We start from the raw sequence: 18002 nt of genomic DNA, 5'->3' as shown, positions 1-18002 counted from the left end.
GATAACAATTAAACCGATACCTGTGCGCAAAGGATGACGCACAGGTGCTTTGCCAGTAAAATCTGGCGGTCTATTGTTATAAGCTGAGCATGCTAATGCTGCCAAGGAAACAGGCTCATCTGAAACAAGGTGGGCCGGAGCGACATCAGAGACGACTGGTTTATGTTGTGCTGACGCTGATGACAGGCTATTTTGCCATGATTGGCTCGCTCAATGTCTTCCTGTTCCACGCATACCCTACTGCCGCCCTTGATTACATCGGAGGTATTGGTTCGGGTCTGTTCCTCAGGTATTTCTATCAGAGCCAGAACCTTCGCATCGCCTCTATGGGTGTGGTCGCCATCCTGATCGCTGTGATGCTGGTTTTTGTCCATATTGCTGATGGCCGCGCTTATTCACTGATCTGGATAACATTAGTACCACCTATTACATTTTTCCTGCTGGGCAGACGAATGGGAGCTTGTGTCACCGGTGGGGTGTTTCTTTACATCATTGCTTTTGTCTATCTCCGCCTGCCGCAGTGGCAACCGATTGAAGTCGGGCTAGGTACACTTCTGAATATCATTGAAGTCTTCATAGCCCACCTGCTTCTCTTCCAGCTATATGAACGTTCCCGCTCTGAAGCTTTTGCAGAGCTGGAGCACTTGTCTGAAACTGACAAATTGACAGGACTGGTCAACCGTAGCCGCCTTGATGTCATCCTGAGTGATGAGTTGTTGCAACATGAACGCAGTGGGCGACCACTGGCGCTTATATTGAGTGATGTGGATCATTTTAAACGCATTAATGATGAACACGGACATTTAATCGGTGATGACATACTCAAGGGCATTGCCGATTTTTTGTTCGCGCAGTGTCGTCAGTCGGACACTTGCGGCAGATGGGGAGGCGAGGAGTTCCTGATCATTTGCCCCGACACAGCGGTAGAAGAAGCCATTATGCTAGTGGAGCGGATACAGCAAGCCTGTCACGCCCAAAAATTTATTAATGACATCCAGGTATCATTAAGTTTTGGCGTAGCCGTTCATACGGCGGGAACTGATGCTGATCAATTGCTGCAAAGAGCGGACTATGCGTTATACGAAGCGAAACGCCAGGGCAGAGACCGTTATGTCATCGCCCAGGATACAAGCTCTGACTAACCGATTACTGCAAATCCAGCTCTTCAATAAGTCTGGCCAATGCCGCTCTGCCTGGTCCGTCCAAAGACAGTAAAGGTTGCGGCAAGCAGGGAGTCTCAACCAGATCAAGTATTTCAGCCGCTGCTGCAATGACGCGCAAACTGCCACCATTTACTGCAAACAGATCCCATAATGGCTGCAATCGTTGACTTAGCCGCTGAGCTTCCTCGACATTTCCAGATAATGCTGCCCGGGTAATGCCCAGCGCCGCTTGCGGAAATAATCCACCAATAACCGAATACCAAATACTGCACCCGGCCAGCAACCCATTAGCGGCCAGGGCATCCCCGCTGACACCCAGTGGGAAGTTTTCTGGTAATTTCTCCTGCAAAGAACCGACATGGCGTTTTACATGATGCAGATCGCCATCTACACCCGGAATCTTGATGGAAGTAATATGAGGCAGTTCTGCTATTTTCTGGTACAGCGTGGGTGTGAACTGAAATTGCGTGGTTCTTGGATTGTCATACACACAAACAGGAACAGAGACATGCTGGCTAACTGCTTTGAACAGAGCGAAGACTTCGTCTTCCGTTAACGGCTGATACGAGACAGGTGCCAATAACAAGGCATCGGCACCAGCGCCCTGAGCCAGCTCGGCGTTCGCCAGTACATCGCGGGCGCGCATCGCACCAATGCCTGCCATAACGGGTGTATCCCCCGACAGGGCAACAGCCAACTCAACGACGCGTACACGCTCAGCTTGAGACAGATACATGTAATTGCCAGTCGAACCCAGCACACCTAATGAATCGACACCCGCTTCAGTCAGTCGAAGAATCAGGCGCTCAAACGACTGCTCATCAATCTCTTCATTTTTCACGGGTGTCAGCGGGAACGCACTCAATCCATGAAACATGTGCAACATTCCTTAAAGTTAATCTGAGTCATAGTCAGGCCAGCGCCATTTCAACTGCCGCTTCTGTGTGTATACGTGCAGTGTCATACAAGGGCACATCGGTATCAGCTGAAGACACCAACATGGCGATTTCTGTGCAGCCCAGGATAACGCCCTGCACACCACGCGCAGCCAATTCATTTATAATGCGCAGAAACCTTTGCCGGGACACATCGGAAACCACCCCCTGGCAAAGTTCATCATAAATCACCCGGTGAATGATGTCCCGGTCAGACGACTCGGGTATCTCAACAGCGATGCCATATTCCGTTTCCAGACGGCCGCGATAAAACGTATCTTCCATGGTGAAACGGGTGCCGAGCAATCCGACCTTGCTCACATCTTGCGCTTGCAGTACCGCTGCCGTTGCATCAGCAATATGCAAAAAAGGGATGGTGATCGCCGCCTCAATCTGATCAGATACTTTATGCATGGTATTAGTGCACAATATCAGAAAGTCAGCGCCGCCCCTTTCAACAGACACCGCTGAGTGGCTGAGTAAGCGACCCGCCTCCTCCCAGCGCCCTTCATGCTGAAGGACTTCAATCTCAGCGAAATCCACGCTGTTCAGTACAATCCTGGCAGAATGCAGGCCACCCAGTCGCGACTTGATAGCCTGGTTAATGTCACGATAATAGTTCGCTGTTGATTCCCAGCTCAGACCACCGATCATGCCGATTGTTTGCATTTTAGCTCCCTGCGTTACGTATTATTTCCATCCAGGTATGTTGCGAGGCTCTCTTTGATAAGATACTGCCAGCCAGCCTCGGCATTCTCCCGACTGAAGTCAGGGTTATCCTGGGGAAAGGTCTCCCCTCCGCTGTGCGTCAGGGTTAACTCTGTTCCGTTTTCTGTTTCCTGAAGTTTCCAGCGAACTTCAGAGTCGCCTGGGTATCCGTCGTACTGCCATTGATACACCAGCAGTGCTTGAGGCGTCACTTCTGTCACTTGCCAGCGGTGCGTATACACCTTGCCGTTATGATGCACATCAAAGACAGTTTCGGTACCAACAACGGGAGCAAACCCGGGAATTTGTGCAAAGAACCACTGACGCATGGTTTCGTCATCGGAAATTGCATGCCACACATCGGCGGCATTTGCCTGAAAGGTGTGCCTGACAACTATTGGCTCGTTACTCATAAATCACCTCTAACCCAATTTCCAACCCAATTTCCAAATCACACTATTATTCACACCTCGCCATTAAGAGGACGTGTCGTGCCGTTATTTATTCAGGCTGACTAGCTGCTGCGAGCCGCAAGGTAAACGCCACTACCTACCATTAGCGCACCTGACGCATAACGCGGCAATGATGAGGTTTTGATACGCTGAAACCGACCTTTGGAAGCGTGGGCCACCCAGGCATAGGCCAGCATAACACCTCCAACGGCCAGGGTTGTAATAAGGAAGATGACGACGGTATCCAGCCCTGTGAGTGAATGCAGCTCTAAAAAAGCGGGAAAAAAACTGAGGTAGAAAAGAATGGCTTTGGGGTTACCCAATGTCGTAATGAGTCCGGCCATAAAGCTGGCTATGTGGCTATGCGCCTGAACGGCTTTAACGTCTAGTTTCTGGCTGCCACCACGAATCAGCGACACCCCCATCCAGATCAGGTACAGCGCACCAGCATACTTGACCAACAGGAAAAATTCGCCCATGGCACTGGACAAGGCAGCCAGCCCCAGCAGCGCAAATGTGATAAACACGAAATCACCAGCAACAATACCTGCTGTGGTTGACACCCCATGCCTCATACCCGCCGATAAAGTTCTGGCGACCACGGCAAGAATGCCCGGCCCCGGAATTAAGGCCAACACTACCATTGAAGTGAACAGCGCAAACGATGTAGCCAGATCCATACTCAACTCCCGGACTTATGAGTCATTGCCTCCCCCACGCCAATTTCCCCAACCTTTCTCTTATTGCTTCGTACTGGCTCATGAGGCTCATAACTTGAGTTAACCACAAATTGGCCACATAAAAAAAGGGCGTCCCCGTAAGAGGTACGCCCTTTCTTCAAGTCACTCTGAAATTACAGAACGACAATGTTCTCGGCTTGTGGGCCTTTCTGGCCTTGAGTTACTGAGAACTCAACTGACTGGCCTTCGACCAGTGTTTTGAAGCCGGAACCTGTGATTGCGCTGAAGTGTGCAAACACGTCTGGACCGTTTTGCTGCTCAATGAAACCAAAACCTTTAGACTCATTGAACCACTTAACTGTGCCCATTACTTTATCTGACATATTACTAACCTGATATAAATTAAAATGTTTGTCTGCTAACGAGCAGACGAGTCGTGCTGGAAATAAATAGAGACTGGAACTTAAATTCTGCAGGGCGAAGAAAGGAAAACCGATCTGCGCAATGTAGGAAGTAATTTAGTAAACTATCTTTCAAGCTGTCTACGACTGTAAAGGATAGATTTACAGAAGTCTAGTATTTTCTTTAATAAGCAGCCGCTTACCCTGCTTCAACCTTGTGCATCTCCTCCAGCATATAGCCCAGGTCTTCTATTTTCTCATTCAGCAGCACCTGGGCGTCAGTCAGTCCTCTGTTATAAAAGTACGGCCCCACTTCCCGGGCCAGGAACTGAATCAGGAATTCCGCCTCAAAACCCCCGATATCCTGATCCAGTTCCTGCTCAAAGTAGTCTTTGATCTTGCTGACCAGGTGATCAGTCTGCTCACGGGATAGTTCTATATCAGGCATGTCAGTTCCTGGCTAAATGGCATAGGTATGCATACGTTCTTAATCAATATCCATTGGCAATTTTCGCATGTTATCCATGATACCAGTGGACCATTCCAGCTGATTTTCCTAACACCTTAACGGATCGAAATGAATCACACTGTCTCTGGGCCAGACCATAACAAACATGCAAGGGCAGCAGGTGCTCTTCGCGTGGATGACAGAACCGGGCATGCGGTGCAGCTTCCCAATTTGCCAGCATCTCCCAGCGTGCCTGTTCGCTCATAGCAGGTTCAGAGATGATAGTCTGCAGCCATTGTTCAAAGGCTGCATTTTTTCTGCCGCTCTCTGCTGAGCTTGCCGCAAAAAACTCACGCATGTTATGAAAGGAAAACCCGGAACCAATGACCAGCAGATTATCAACATTCAAAAACTGAAGCGCCTTCCCCATGGCCAAGTGTGATTCAGCATTCATGTTTGCGTTCAGCGATAATTGTACGCAGGGGATATCAGCATCAGGAAACATTATTTTCAACGGCACAAACAGACCGTGATCAAAGCCGCGACTGCCATTCAGTTCATTGGCTATACCAGCCTGATTCAAAGCTTCGGCAACGGCCTTTGCCAACCCGGGCTCTCCTGGAGCCGGATACTTAATGTCATAGGACTCGGGTGGGAATCCATAGTAGTCATATATCAACCCGGGGTTAGCAGCCGAAGTAATCTGAGGAATGTCTGCTTCCCAGTGAGCGCTGATCAGCAAAATAGCTGAGGGACTGCGTAACTTTTCCGGCAAAGCCTGTAAATAGTCAACCAACGCCTGATGCCCTGAGTCCCCCAACAGGGGCAATGGACCACCACCATGGGATAAAAAAACGATTTCCGCTTCGTTATTCATTTCAGTTGCCTTAACAGCAACGCATCCAAGCTAAACCGGCCTGCACCCTGAATCGCTAATGCGGCTGATACAACCAGTAACGTCAGTGCGTATTCGTAGCCATTGTTCGCCATAAACAGGCCATTACCGATATGCGCCGTAAACATCGCAACGGCCATGGTGAATGCCGACATCAGTGCGGCTGGACGGGTTAATATACCCAGTACCAGGGCCAGGCCACCGAAGAATTCTGCGCTCCCGGCCAGTAGGGCCATCAAGTATCCTGGCTCTAATCCCAGGCTCGCCATGAACTGCCCTGTTCCTTCCAGGCCGTACCCACCGAACCAACCAAAAAGCTTCTGTGCACCATGCGCAATGAGAATAATGCCGACTGGTACACGCAGTACGAACGCTGCCCAACCAACATGTGATTGCAATAAACGAGTGATGAAAGATGTGTTTTTCATGATTTCTATCTCCTATCCTGGATTATAAAGATGTGTTTTTCAATCAGATGATTAGAACCACTAGATCATGAGCACACTTTACTATTCACTAAAACAGAGATTAACATGCCAATTATTGCTTTATAATAAACAATTCATTGATAATAAAAACCACTTCAGCTTCTATTATAAGATCATGGACAGAATTGAAATTCTTCGAACCTTTATCACCGTCGCGTCAGAAAAGAGCTTCAGCAAAGCCGCAGAACGGCTGGACAAATCCCCCCAATTAGTTAGCAAGTACGTCTCGGCGCTGGAAGATGATGTCGGCGTCAGATTACTGAACCGGACCACAAGACGAATACACCTGACCGAAGCAGGCCTGTATTACCTGGAGAGAGCCAGGCTGTTACTGGACGATTTTGATGAGATGCAAAATGCGGTAGGTGATTACCAGGCAAACCCCAGAGGACGTTTACGCATCAGCGCACCTGTCTCATTTGCGACCGGGCATATGGGGAAGTTAATCAGTGATTTCACGGCCCGGTATCCAGATGTCACTATCGATATTCAGTTAAACGACCGCAAAGTGAATATTGTTGATGAGGGCTTCGACATTGCCATCCGGATCGGGCACCTAAGTGACTCGTCCATGGTTGCCAGGAAGCTGGCACCGATTCGGCTGGTCGCCTGTGCATCACCTGCGTATTTGCAGGAACATGGTTATCCTACTGCAATCAGCGAGCTGTCAGAGCACCGCCTGCTTGGCTATAGTTACATGGAACAAACTGATTCGCTGTGGCGGGCAAATGTCTCGCAAATCGAATCAAATAACGGAGACTTGTTGATTAAGTGCGCGATTGAGGGGCGTGGAATAGCTGTACAACCTACGTTTATCGCAGGCGAGGCAATCGCCTCAGGAAAGCTTGAAGTGATATTGACTGCGTATGAACCGGAGCCTCTAGGCCTTTATGCGGTCTATGCCCATCGGACACTGATGTCCAACAAGATCCGCAGCTTTATTGATTTCATGGTGGATTCCTTCGGAGATAATCCGTATTGGGACCAGTACACCTTATTAAGCTCAGGGTGACTCGAAATCAAGAACTATTGAATATTTGCAGACTTGGCCTGCTTCTTCTGCTGGTACATCAATTGATCCCCCTCTTCCATCAGTTCAGCCAGATTGCTGTGGCGTTCAGGGTCGAATTCCACTATGCCAAAGGACAGCGCAATGTCATAAGGCAGTGACTGATCCAGGCACATGTCCTCAAGCAATGCCCGAAAACGCACCAGCACACGCTCTGCCCCTTCACGGGTGGTATCTGCCAGCATGGCAGCGAATTCATCTCCGCCCACACGAGCCACAACATCAGACTTGCGGCACAGGGCTCTCATACAGTCAGCGATAATGGACAGTGTCCTGTCGCCTTCTGCATGGCCGTACTTGTCATTGATTTGTTTAAAGTCATTAACATCGATATAAACCACGCTGACGGGCAATTCTCGCCGGCTACAGTGCCGAAGGCACTCATTGCCCTGTATCTTGAAGCCCCGGCGGTTGGAAATATTTGTCAGCTCATCCTCATGAGCCAGCTGAGTCAGTTCAATTTCACGTTCCGCCAATGCCGCCAGGTCCTGCAATAATTCAATCTCTGAATCTGTAAAACTTCGTGGAATACTGTCAATCAAGCATAAGGTGCCCAGATTACAGCCATCCAGGGAGCGCAACGGACAACCGGCATAAAAACGGATATGTGGCGCCCCCTGGGTGAGTGGGTTATCACAGAAGCGCTCATCTGTATCGGTATTTTCAACCACCATGACACGGTCATCTAAAATGACATGACCACAGAAGGATATTTCCCGTGACGTTTCCGGGGCGTCCAGACCCACTGAAGATTTAAACCACTGGCGCTCTTCGTCTACCAGGGTAACCAGAGCAATGGGGACGTCAAACAGTCGGCTTGCGATACGGGTCAAACGGTCAAAGCGTTCCTCCGATGCGGTATCCAGCAAGTCCAGAGAACGTAGTTCTTTTAAACGCGCCTGTTCGTCTTTTGGTAACGATGGTGGTATCAAAACACGTTCCCCCTGTGGTTCAAATAGGTCGTTGTAGCTATTTACCGGTGGCCAATTGATCAACCTCATAGACGACCTGGCCACAAAGACAGCTGCCTTGCATGGTATTCCCCTGTTAACGAAATTTTTAAGCCTTAACAGCCTGTTAACCCTTTTAGGGCACTTGAAATGTCATCATGACATCATCGATACGCTGGCTGTCAATACGAAAACGATCAGTTATGGTACCTATCTCGACGAATCCCAGCGATTGCTAAAGTGAATTCCCCAAGCGCCACTCAATCACAAGAACATGAGCAACGCCTGGGGCATTCGATTATGATTCGCTGTGTATCTTATTTTGCATCAAAGCGATCAGCATTCATGACCTTGGTCCAGGCAGCAACAAAGTCGTTAACAAACTTCTCCTTGTTGTCGTCCTGTGCATACACTTCCGCATAGGCTCTAAGAATCGAGTTTGAACCAAACACCAGATCAACGCGCGTAGCAGTCCATTTGAGGTCGTCCGTTTTTCGGTCACGAATCTCGTAGTGATTACTGCCTGCAGGCTGCCAGGTGTTCCTCATATCAGTCAGGTTGACAAAGAAATCATTGCTCAATGCCCCAACTTTATCGGTAAACACACCATGTCTGCTGCCACCATGGTTGGCACCCAGCATGCGCATGCCGCCAACCAGCACGGTCATTTCCGGCGCAGTCAGGCCCAGCAGTTGCGTGCGATCCAGCAGCATCTCTTCAGCCGGCACGGCATAGTCCTTTTTCAGCCAGTTGCGGAAACCATCATGAACTGGCTCCAGGGGCTCAAAGGAATCAACATCCGTCATCTCGGCAGAGGCATCCCCTCTGCCTGGCAAAAATGGCACTTCTACGTCATAGCCTGCCGCTTTCGCTGCCTGTTCCACGCCGACATTGCCCGCCAGGACGATAACATCTGCCAGACTGGCGCCTGCTTCAGCAGCAATCGGCTCCAATGCTTTCAACACCCGGCTCAGGCGCTCTGGCTCATTGCCTTCCCAGTCTTTCTGCGGCGCAAGGCGTATCCGGGCACCATTTGCACCACCACGAAGATCTGAACTGCGGAATGTTCTGGCGCTATCCCATGCTGTAGCCACCATGTCACTAATACTCAGATCAGTGGCGGCAATCTTGTCTTTAACAGCCTGGACATTAAAATCCTTGTTACCTGCTGGCACAGGATCCTGCCAGATCAAATCCTCCTGCGGTGCATCAGGGCCGATATAACGTGCTTTTGGTCCCAGGTCACGGTGTGTCAACTTAAACCAGGCCCGAGCGAACACCTCTGACAGGTAGTCAGGGTCTTTATAAAAGCGCTCCGCGATCTTGCGATACTCCGGATCGACTTTCATGGCCATATCGGCATCAGTCATGATGGGGTTCTGCCGCACGGAGGGGTCTTCTGCATTAACCGGTTTATCTTCTTCCTTGATATCAACCGGTTCCCACTGCCATGCACCAGCCGGGCTTTTCCTTGACTCCCATTCGTGATTCAGGAGCATCTCAAAGTAACCGTTATCCCATTGCGTGGGGTTGCTTGTCCACGCGCCTTCCAGTCCGCTGGTAATAGCGTCAGCGCCAATGCCGCGTTTGGTTTTGTTCAGCCAGCCAAATCCCTGGTCTTCAACCTCACCGGCTTCCGGCTCAGCACCTAACAGGCCAGCATCACCGTTACCGTGACACTTGCCCACCGTGTGGCCACCTGCGGTCAATGCCACCGTTTCTTCATCATCCATCGCCATCCGGGCAAAAGTTTCCCGCACATCATGTGCGGTTTTCTGCGGATCCGGATTACCATCAACGCCTTCCGGGTTAACATAGATCAGACCCATCATCACGGCTGCCAGAGGGTTCTCAAGATCCCGCTCGCCCGAGTAACGGCTGTGCTCATTATCGCTGGTCGCCAGCCACTCTTTCTCTGCGCCCCAGTAGATGTCTTTTTCCGGGTGCCAGATATCTTCGCGACCAAAGGCAAACCCATAGGTATTGAGCCCCATCGACTCATAAGCAATAGTGCCAGCATAGGCAATCAGGTCCGCCCAGCTGAGCTTGTTGCCATATTTTTTCTTGATTGGCCACAGTAGACGACGTGCCTTATCCAGGTTACCGTTGTCCGGCCAGGAGTTCAGTGGTGCAAACCGCAGATTGCCCGTAGCAGCACCACCACGACCATCAGCAATACGATAACTGCCCGCAGAGTGCCAGCTCATGCGAATCATTAAGCCGCCATAGTGTCCCCAGTCAGCGGGCCACCAATCCTGACTGTCTGTCATGAGTGCATGAAGATCTTTTTTCAGGGCATCAAAATCGAGAGTTTTAACCGCTTCCCGATAATTGAAATTCTCACCTAACGGATTCGTCTTCTGATCATGTTGGTGCAATATGTCGAGATTAAGCCCTTTTGGCCACCAGTCAGTATTGGATTTACCTGCTGCCGTAGTGGCGCCATGAACGACGGGGCATTTTCCGCCTGTGCCTGCCTGAGTCATAGCCAAACTCCTATGTCTGGGTGAGTGCATTTCAAGAGATTGTTATTACTATTAAAAACGTGCTCTGTAACCAAGGAATCACAACTTCATCATACGCCGTGTTCAGTTGGAGTCACAATCTTTATTGGACACTAAGTTAAGTCATGACAATTTATAAGTAAATTTTATTATTAAGATGACATCAAGTTAGTAAATCTATAGCAACCACTGTTAAAAACTATATTCTACAGCAAGAGAAAACTGATCCCTGTCGTGAAACTGCCCGAAATCTCCCCTGCCATCACCATAAGGCATGTCCAGCATTGCCCTGAGCGTGACATGACTGCGGACTCGGTAATCCCAGGCAAGCTGAAAAACCCCATCATGATAATCCAGAGAGTGGATCAGCAATAACTCCGCCGTTTGCGTGTGCCCGAACAAATCACCTCGAAGCAGAAACGTGGCACGATCCTGGCGGCGTTCGCGAACCATACCCTGCTGATAATCGGGCAGATAACTGACAAATAACTGTGAACTGATCAACCAGTCCCGCACGCCACTGTAATCAACGCCAAACACGGTGCTGACCTCTGGTGAACGCGACCAGCCCGAGACCGCTTCCATCGAGCCGTTTTGAAAGAACTGCTGTGTGTCATAACCAGCCTCTGCACGAATCGTGAAATCACCAAAGGCATTGGATAAAGAGCCTCCCAGTGTATGGGTTCGGTAGTAAACCGGCTGCAGTGTCACCGAGCCATTAACTTCCTCACGTTCAATGACCGGGCGATCATTGTAGTGGTACAGGTAGTTGAGGCTGACATCCCACCCTGAAAGAAACGTCGTCAGTTGCACCCCGGTATCTGCATCAGCAATGGCATGGTCGGGTTTGTCCGCTTGCAACCACTGGATACCGGACGGCGGTTGCTGGGTCTGGAAGGCAAAGGTCGCTCCGGGCTTGGGCAGTTGCTCATAGGTGGTATCGGGCAACCAGACAAAGGAAGCCATCCAGTCGCCGATGGGTTGTTCCACATTAACAGCCCAAAGTGCCAGCCGACGCTCATCACGATCAGGCAGAATAAATTCACGCATCGTGACCGGATTGACGATATCCAGCACCTCCAGCCCGATAGCAGCACCCCAGGCAATTGACTGTTTACCCACCCGATAGAACGTATCACCCAGATAGCCGTCTACATAGAACTCAAGTAACTCAGCTTCCGCTGTATCGCTAAATTCATGCCGACGACTCCATGTGCTTCGATAATCACCATCATTGTTGGTGCCCGGTTCAAAACGGTCACGATCTTCATAACGCAACCGCCCTGCTGCGTGCATGTGTGCCCCGCCCGGCAATGCCAGATCCATCTCGGGTGTCAGACTGTGTTCAAACAACCTGAAGTCACCATCCTCCAATCCTTGCGTGGCGCGTACCTGGTATTCACCACGGAACTCTGCAGCCTGGCCAGGTGCGCTCACACCCAGCCAGAGCAAACTCACGCCCAGCATCCACCTCATCGCAACCCCCGTTCCAGCATTTGACGGTTAAAGGTGCGATCAGGCACTTCGGTTTCATAATCAATATTTTCAAATAACAGCCGGGTTCTGTGATCTGTCTTGTGGTTAATCACGTTGACTTCCGTCACGGTCCAGATGCCATCAATCTGTTCAATATTGCCGTTATGAATAGTTTTCAGGCGATTGCCGTTCACATCCCAGTATTCGCTGTGACGCGACATCTGAATTTGCGGATCAATCGATAGCACAATTCGTGAGTAGCCCAGCTCTCGGGCAACGGTTTCATTGACGGGGATGGCCTCGATTTCAACGACCGCGGCACCATCCACTTCTGACTCGCCGAGCAAACTGAAGTTGTAATCGTCAATTTCAATTTTGTTCTCTTTCTTGATTTCTTCGTAGGTCAGGTCAGTGCCCAGAAAATAGTCACCGCGATCCGAAGCAGATATGCGCCGGACTTTTCCCAGCGCTGGCAGATAGAGCCACTGATCATCCTCTGCATCGATATCGGGATAATCCCAGGTCAGAAAACCGGTCCCTCTGACATTACTGGGTTCGGTGTAGAAAATAACGGTGCGTTTCTCATCCCCGAAGTATTTACGGTAGCCCGTTGTTTTCTCCACCCTTGTAATGCCACGCCGATCCGTCAGCTCGAATGTCGCATCTCGTGAGACATAGGCCCCATCATTGCGGGCATTAACAGCCTCAATAATTTCACGGGCCTCACGGCTGGCATCCTGAGCGGATGCAGTAAAAGGCAATACCGCCGCTAAACTTAAAACCCATAGGGAATGTTTCATATCACTTCTCCTCCACGCGTGGTTGTTGCAGAAATTCGGGCTTAAACACCAAGGCCATGGCTGGCAGCAGTGTCATCGCCGCCAGGAATGCTGAGGCCACCGCCACACCGACCAGGGCACCGAACCTGACCAGCGGGGGCACCGTCGAGGTCATCAACACACTGAAACCCAGGGCAATGGCCAGGAAATTAAAAAGCTGCGCCCGTCCAGTGGACGCATAAAGTGTGACAAGGCGCTCATTCCATGAGCCCTTCACCGCCGAGACTTTCTCTTGCATGCTATGAAGTGTATGTATGGAGAAATCAACACCCAGGCCTATCGCAATGGATGCAAACATGGATGTACTGACACCCAGCCAGATGCCACTAACGCCCATCACAGCATAGACAAACAGCACGGCCATGCTGACCGGGATGGTGGCGAACATACCGGCAACCACTGAGCGAAACAAAAGCGATGCCATGATGAAAACCGCTGCCAGACAAAGCACGATGCTCAACAGGTTTGAGCGAACAATGCCGTTTATCCAGTGGAAATCAACATTCAGATCACCAGTGATTGTGGCACTGGCCCCAGCCACCGGATAGGCGTCTGCCAGATGCTCAGTGACACGTTCAACCAGCACAGCATTATCCTGATAACGGTTGACCGATACGTTGGCACGAATCAGCGCCAGGCGTCGTTCGCCGTCTATCTCCTCTTCAAAATCAGCAGGGTCGCCCGACGCGGAATAAAGCAGGAACAACTGGGCAATCAGGGCTTTATTATCCGGTATGCTGTAATAGGCAGGGTCATCTTCGTTGATCGCCTGATGCATACGTTTGATGTAATCGACAATGGAAGTACTGCCGCCGACATTGGGCAGTGTTTCCAGATATCGTTGAGTCTGGTCGATCTGACGCAGCACGGCTGGTTCAAACAACCCTTCTGCCTGATCAGTTTCGATCATCACGTCCAGATAGTAGGTACCATCCATCAGTCGATTGATGGTGCGATCAGCAATATGTATGGGCTCTACTTCTCTAAAACTGTCGATTCGCTCTTCGTTTGCGACCACAAACATGGCACCTGCAGATGCGCACACTGCGATAATGATGCCAATAATCAGTACAGCAAGTGGCTGATTAACGACAAGGCTGCCGAATCGATCCATTAACCGGGCAGACAGATTATCAGGTGTTGCTTCCTGGGCCGGTGCAGCCCGGAAGCTGGGGCTTTGTTTGGGCTTTAGCATACTCAGCAAGGCTGGTAATGTTGTCATCGAGAACAACCAGGCCAGCGCCACCGACCAGGCACCAAACACACCAAAGTAGTAAATCGGTGGCATGGTGGTTGTGAATGCCAGCGCAATGAATCCCGCCATTGTTGTCAGCGTGGTCAGGGTCACTGGTTTCCACATTGCAGACATGGCACGTTCTGTAACTGTGCGACCGTCAGCCATCGGGTCTTTGCGAATTTCTTCGTAGTACTGACTGAAGATGTGCACCGAATCTGCCACTGCGATACCAATCATGCAGACGATCAGGCCGTTGGTGATCACGTAAAAGCTGACACCCAGTGCTGCCATGGTCCCAATCGTGCCGCCGGCGGTCATCAAGACGATGAGGTTGGGCAGCAACGTCCCGCGCAAGGTGCGAAATGCCAGTAACAGAATGATGGTGATCACGACAGCCGCTAAAGGATTAAGCCGACTGGCATCGTTATCAACATAGGTCGACAGGTAAGCCGCCACAGCTCCCTCCCCGGTCACATGCAAAACATCTCCAGCAGAGACAGGCGCCTCTTCGAGCAGTGACATGATTTGCTGATAGGTCTCCGTTGCCAGATCAGGGTCAATCAACTCGCCAACCACGACAGTGGCCTTACCATTTCTGGCAACCAAAGCGCCCTGATAAAGTGGAAAGTTATCAACCCCGTTACGAATACGCTCAACATCCGACTCGTTGATGGGCAGTGTCTCGAAAAAATCGTCGACATCCATCCCTGATGCGGTACCGGTAATGGAAGACTCGGTGCCCAGTGACGTCACCTGATCAGGATCAATATTTTCAATCCGCATCATCTGATCCGTCAGCCAGGCCACCAGGTTCAACGACCCGGTGTTGTAAATCCCGTCCTCTCCTTCATTCACCACGGCCACCACAATGGGGTCGGATAAGCCAAAAATGTCTTCCACGCGCTCGCGATTGAGCAGTGCAGGATCCTGGGAATCAATAAAGGCATCAGAACTGGTGTCGCGAGTCAGTTTGGGCGCATTCGCCACCATTGCGCCAAACAACAGCAGAGACAATATGAGGGTTGGCCAGCGCCATCGTATCAGTCGTGAAAATACCTTATTACTTTGCATCTCCTTCTCCTTCTGTATGCGAGCCTGACTCGCCTGATGCGGATCGTTTATAAAGTCTAGTGTCTTGCAACCTATGTAGTGTATATACACTATAGAATTTCATAAAAAGCCCCGACAGTATTGAGTGCCAAATGCAGCACTCTGACAACGGGGCCTGTTATTGTGTTATCGCAATAATATTGTGCTACCGCACTAACACTCTTACTTTTCAGTCACTGAACGCCACATCCAGCAACCAGTCTTTATTCTCCTGCCAGCGCGCTTCGCCAACGCGGCTCTCAAAGCGCGCCTGAACATCGCGCCACACCGGTAAGGCCTGCTCCAGCAATGCCTCTCCCTCAGCCGTCAATTCCATCTGCTGTTCACGCCGATACCCCTCTGGACCCAGACGAACCCAGCCTTTGTTCTGCATCAACTCCAGCGTGCGAACCAGTGAGGTGCGCTCCATGGCAAGCCCTTTGGCCAGTTTTGAGGTAGAACTGGGCTTGAGACCTTTGATACTGGCCAGCACGGTAAACTGCGTGATCTTCAACCCCAGCGGCTTCAGGGCTTCATCGTAGTCACGTGTCACCCGCCGGGCAGCAGCCCGAGCCCGGTAACAGGCACAATTGCCATAGACTTCTTGTAGCGTTTCTTTATCCATGGCCTGGATACTACATTGTGTATATACACATGTAAATCCTTGGCGTCATGCTTGGCAATATTTTGAGATCGTGCTCTGACTAGCGTTACATTAGATTGTGTCACCAGCCTGACTATCACCTGCCGGACTGTAATCTGCCTGGCCCGAGTATCTGCCTGGCCCGAGCAAAAGTGCCCTGGCATCACCTTTAACCAGATAGCTGATCACAAACAGGTAGGTCGTCAGGAAAAATGCGCCACCAAGGAAACCACAGAGCCCGAGTAGAATTCCTGGCAGTGTGAATTCATGTCGCCAGGCAACCCAGAGCCCGATAACGGCAAGGACACACATGAAGTCGAAATTAAACTGACCCGGCCAGTTCATGGCAATAAGGTCACCCATGAATATACCAAACCAGCCGCCACCATATTCCAGGGTGACGATAACAGCATAGGTAGAAACGGACACCAGGAGTGTCACCAGGAAGAGTCGGAATAACAGCATGTAAAGCCCCTTAACATGTCTAACCCTTAAAAAAATATCTTCTAAGAGCTTTACACGGCTAAGGGGTATTCTGGATCATCAGATCAGGGCCGAATGATGCCGATATTGCCATCAATCATGATTTCAGTGCCTAAAGGCGCTGACAGATCCTGCAGGCGACGCAATATTCGCTGTGCCACGTCATCCGATGCAATCACAGGGATGCCCCGGCGGGCCAGCTTCTGTTCATCGTAGCGTAACTCGATCGGATGCAGACGGACTTCATACAGCCTGCCCTGTCTGAACTCATTAATCGCCACGATACTTTCATACTTGACGGGAATCGCTTCATGCCCGGGAGGGCCTTCGCTTTTACCCGGCGCACCGCGACCGGCCAGACCAGTCACATCCATTTGCCGGATAAACTCGCCCAGACCATAGTAAATAGGACGATCCTTATAGATTTCGATGCCGCGCAGTACATGCACACCTGTGCCCTGAATCACATCAGCGCCATGATCAATCGCTGCTTTGGAAAACATCGGCAGGTAATCGGCAATACTGGGATTGGTATCCAGATGCTCGCCTTCTTCCAGCCCTTCCCCACGATAACCGCCTTTGGCATCATGAAAATGGTGCGCATGAAAAGCGACCGTGATCAGGTCAGAAATCATCTTGCCCTCTTCCACTGAGGCCATAATGTCACGCATGTCAGTCGGATTTATGTCGAAGGAGTAATAAGGCTCTTCTACGCCAGGTGCTGCCTTGCGGAAATTTTGTCGGAGAAACTGGATGTGGTCGTCGGTATTCGCGCCACGGGCAAAATGAATGGTCCCGTTGGGGAAAAGATCACGCAAAGTGCCAACGGCCTCCCACTGCGCCTCAGGAACCATAAAGTTACGTGTCACTCTGAGTGGACTCAGGCCGCCGGTTCCCGGCCACTCACCACTCATTGGCGCTGCCTGGGGCATATGGTCCGACGCGGCCACCATGCCAACTCGCCCGCGGTCACTGCTCACGTACCGGGCCGCACGCGCCGCCCAATACGTTTCACCGTACCCCGCATGTTGAATGCCAGCACGATCCAGGTGCACCGAAGTCTCACGCAAGCCTTCAATGCCAAAGTCATCAGCATGATTATTCGGGCGCGCTACAATATCCACACCCATCTCTTTCAGCCACTGCGCCGCTTCAGGCTCTGCCCGAAATCCCCCCGGTCGTGAACCACGAAACGTGCGTCCATCAATGATATTACCTTCCATGTTACCGGCAACCACATCGGCACCATGCAACAGTTCAATGACCTCAGGGAACCCCGGCGTGCTCATCATCTGATTTAAAGGATAGGCAATGATAATGTCACCGACGACAGCAATCGTGAAGCCGTCATCCACCGTGGTTGCCAGCTCCTCAGCGCTGGCAGTGGGCTGGGCGTGAACGGCACTGAAGGTTAAGGTTTGCCCCAGGAATAATGCTGCCAGCTTTACGAACGAAACGCGCTTTATCATTGCCCTCTCCTTTTTTCGTATTTTCATACGATGGTAGCAGAGCTGTCTGACAAGCCGGATGCATTTGTCTCGG

18 protein-coding genes are annotated in these 18002 nt (G+C 50.8%); 2 read left to right on the top strand and 16 right to left on the bottom strand.

Annotated elements, in window-relative coordinates; genetic code table 11:
* The first annotated feature begins 95 nt into the window (after positions 1 to 95).
* Entirely contained in the window at positions 96 to 1142 is a 1047-nt protein-coding gene (locus PSCS_RS05175) for a GGDEF domain-containing protein (protein WP_157885631.1), read from the top strand.
* A gap of 4 nt (positions 1143 to 1146) precedes the next feature.
* Here the strand turns inward: PSCS_RS05175 and PSCS_RS05170 are convergent, their stop codons facing one another.
* The 8 genes from PSCS_RS05170 to PSCS_RS05135 form a co-directional block, all read right to left on the bottom strand.
* On the bottom strand, positions 1147 to 2040 hold the full coding sequence (locus PSCS_RS05170) for a dihydrodipicolinate synthase family protein (RefSeq protein WP_068810724.1): 894 nt from the start codon (positions 2038 to 2040) through the stop codon (positions 1147 to 1149).
* Positions 2041 to 2074: 34 nt separating this feature from the next.
* On the bottom strand, positions 2075 to 2767 hold the full coding sequence (locus PSCS_RS05165; RefSeq protein WP_068810723.1) for an aspartate/glutamate racemase family protein: 693 nt from the start codon (positions 2765 to 2767) through the stop codon (positions 2075 to 2077).
* A gap of 14 nt (positions 2768 to 2781) precedes the next feature.
* Positions 2782 to 3219: an SRPBCC family protein gene (locus tag PSCS_RS05160; RefSeq protein ID WP_068810722.1), complete on the bottom strand. Its 438-nt coding sequence runs from the start codon at positions 3217 to 3219 to the stop codon at positions 2782 to 2784.
* 101 nt (positions 3220 to 3320) lie between these two features.
* Complete coding sequence (locus PSCS_RS05155; RefSeq protein WP_068810721.1) at positions 3321 to 3938, bottom strand: LysE family translocator; 618 nt, start codon at positions 3936 to 3938, stop codon at positions 3321 to 3323.
* A 173-nt stretch (positions 3939 to 4111) separates the two neighbouring features.
* Positions 4112 to 4321, bottom strand: coding sequence for a cold-shock protein (locus tag PSCS_RS05150; protein WP_068810720.1), 210 nt, complete (start codon positions 4319 to 4321; stop codon positions 4112 to 4114).
* Positions 4322 to 4538: 217 nt separating this feature from the next.
* A complete protein-coding gene (locus tag PSCS_RS05145) occupies positions 4539 to 4787 on the bottom strand; it encodes a DUF2164 domain-containing protein (RefSeq protein WP_068810719.1) in 249 nt (82 codons plus the stop codon).
* 70 nt (positions 4788 to 4857) lie between these two features.
* Complete coding sequence (locus PSCS_RS05140) at positions 4858 to 5664, bottom strand: DODA-type extradiol aromatic ring-opening family dioxygenase (protein WP_068810718.1); 807 nt, start codon at positions 5662 to 5664, stop codon at positions 4858 to 4860.
* Positions 5661 to 6110 carry a DoxX family protein gene (locus tag PSCS_RS05135; RefSeq protein ID WP_068810717.1) on the bottom strand — a complete coding sequence of 150 codons (450 nt, stop codon included), beginning with the start codon at positions 6108 to 6110 and terminating at the stop codon, positions 5661 to 5663. The genes PSCS_RS05140 and PSCS_RS05135 overlap by 4 nt, the downstream gene beginning before the upstream one ends.
* Positions 6111 to 6285: 175 nt before the next feature.
* On the opposite strand from PSCS_RS05135, the gene PSCS_RS05130 reads away from it, so the two are divergent.
* Positions 6286 to 7182, top strand: a complete 897-nt coding sequence (locus PSCS_RS05130) for a LysR family transcriptional regulator (protein ID WP_068810754.1) — start codon at positions 6286 to 6288, stop codon at positions 7180 to 7182.
* A 14-nt stretch (positions 7183 to 7196) separates the two neighbouring features.
* Here PSCS_RS05130 and PSCS_RS05125 read toward each other — a convergent pair whose 3' ends face one another.
* The 8 genes from PSCS_RS05125 to PSCS_RS05095 form a co-directional block, all read right to left on the bottom strand.
* A complete protein-coding gene (locus PSCS_RS05125) occupies positions 7197 to 8171 on the bottom strand; it encodes a sensor domain-containing diguanylate cyclase (protein ID WP_068810753.1) in 975 nt (324 codons plus the stop codon).
* A gap of 335 nt (positions 8172 to 8506) precedes the next feature.
* The gene (gene katG, locus PSCS_RS05120) at positions 8507 to 10675 is read right to left on the bottom strand and encodes a catalase/peroxidase HPI (protein ID WP_068810716.1); all 2169 of its coding nucleotides are present in this window, start codon (positions 10673 to 10675) and stop codon (positions 8507 to 8509) included.
* Positions 10676 to 10885: 210 nt separating this feature from the next.
* Positions 10886 to 12151, bottom strand: coding sequence for a DUF1302 family protein (locus PSCS_RS05115; RefSeq protein ID WP_157885630.1), 1266 nt, complete (start codon positions 12149 to 12151; stop codon positions 10886 to 10888).
* Between the two features lie 14 nt (positions 12152 to 12165).
* Positions 12166 to 12969, bottom strand: coding sequence for an outer membrane lipoprotein-sorting protein (locus PSCS_RS15520; RefSeq protein WP_082866727.1), 804 nt, complete (start codon positions 12967 to 12969; stop codon positions 12166 to 12168).
* 1 nt (position 12970) lies between these two features.
* Positions 12971 to 15316: an efflux RND transporter permease subunit gene (locus PSCS_RS05110; RefSeq protein ID WP_082866728.1), complete on the bottom strand. Its 2346-nt coding sequence runs from the start codon at positions 15314 to 15316 to the stop codon at positions 12971 to 12973.
* A 208-nt stretch (positions 15317 to 15524) separates the two neighbouring features.
* The gene (locus tag PSCS_RS05105; RefSeq protein WP_068810714.1) at positions 15525 to 15959 is read right to left on the bottom strand and encodes a MarR family winged helix-turn-helix transcriptional regulator; all 435 of its coding nucleotides are present in this window, start codon (positions 15957 to 15959) and stop codon (positions 15525 to 15527) included.
* 90 nt (positions 15960 to 16049) lie between these two features.
* Positions 16050 to 16442, bottom strand: coding sequence for a hypothetical protein (locus tag PSCS_RS05100; RefSeq protein WP_068810713.1), 393 nt, complete (start codon positions 16440 to 16442; stop codon positions 16050 to 16052).
* 83 nt (positions 16443 to 16525) lie between these two features.
* The gene (locus PSCS_RS05095) at positions 16526 to 17929 is read right to left on the bottom strand and encodes a CapA family protein (RefSeq protein ID WP_068810712.1); all 1404 of its coding nucleotides are present in this window, start codon (positions 17927 to 17929) and stop codon (positions 16526 to 16528) included.
* Between the last annotated feature and the right edge of the window lie 73 nt (positions 17930 to 18002).

The sequence above is a fragment of the Pseudohongiella nitratireducens genome, assembly GCF_001642735.1.
GTDB classification, from domain to species: Bacteria; Pseudomonadota; Gammaproteobacteria; order Pseudomonadales; family Pseudohongiellaceae; genus Pseudohongiella; species Pseudohongiella nitratireducens.
This window is presented reverse-complemented; position numbering and strand designations above follow the sequence as displayed.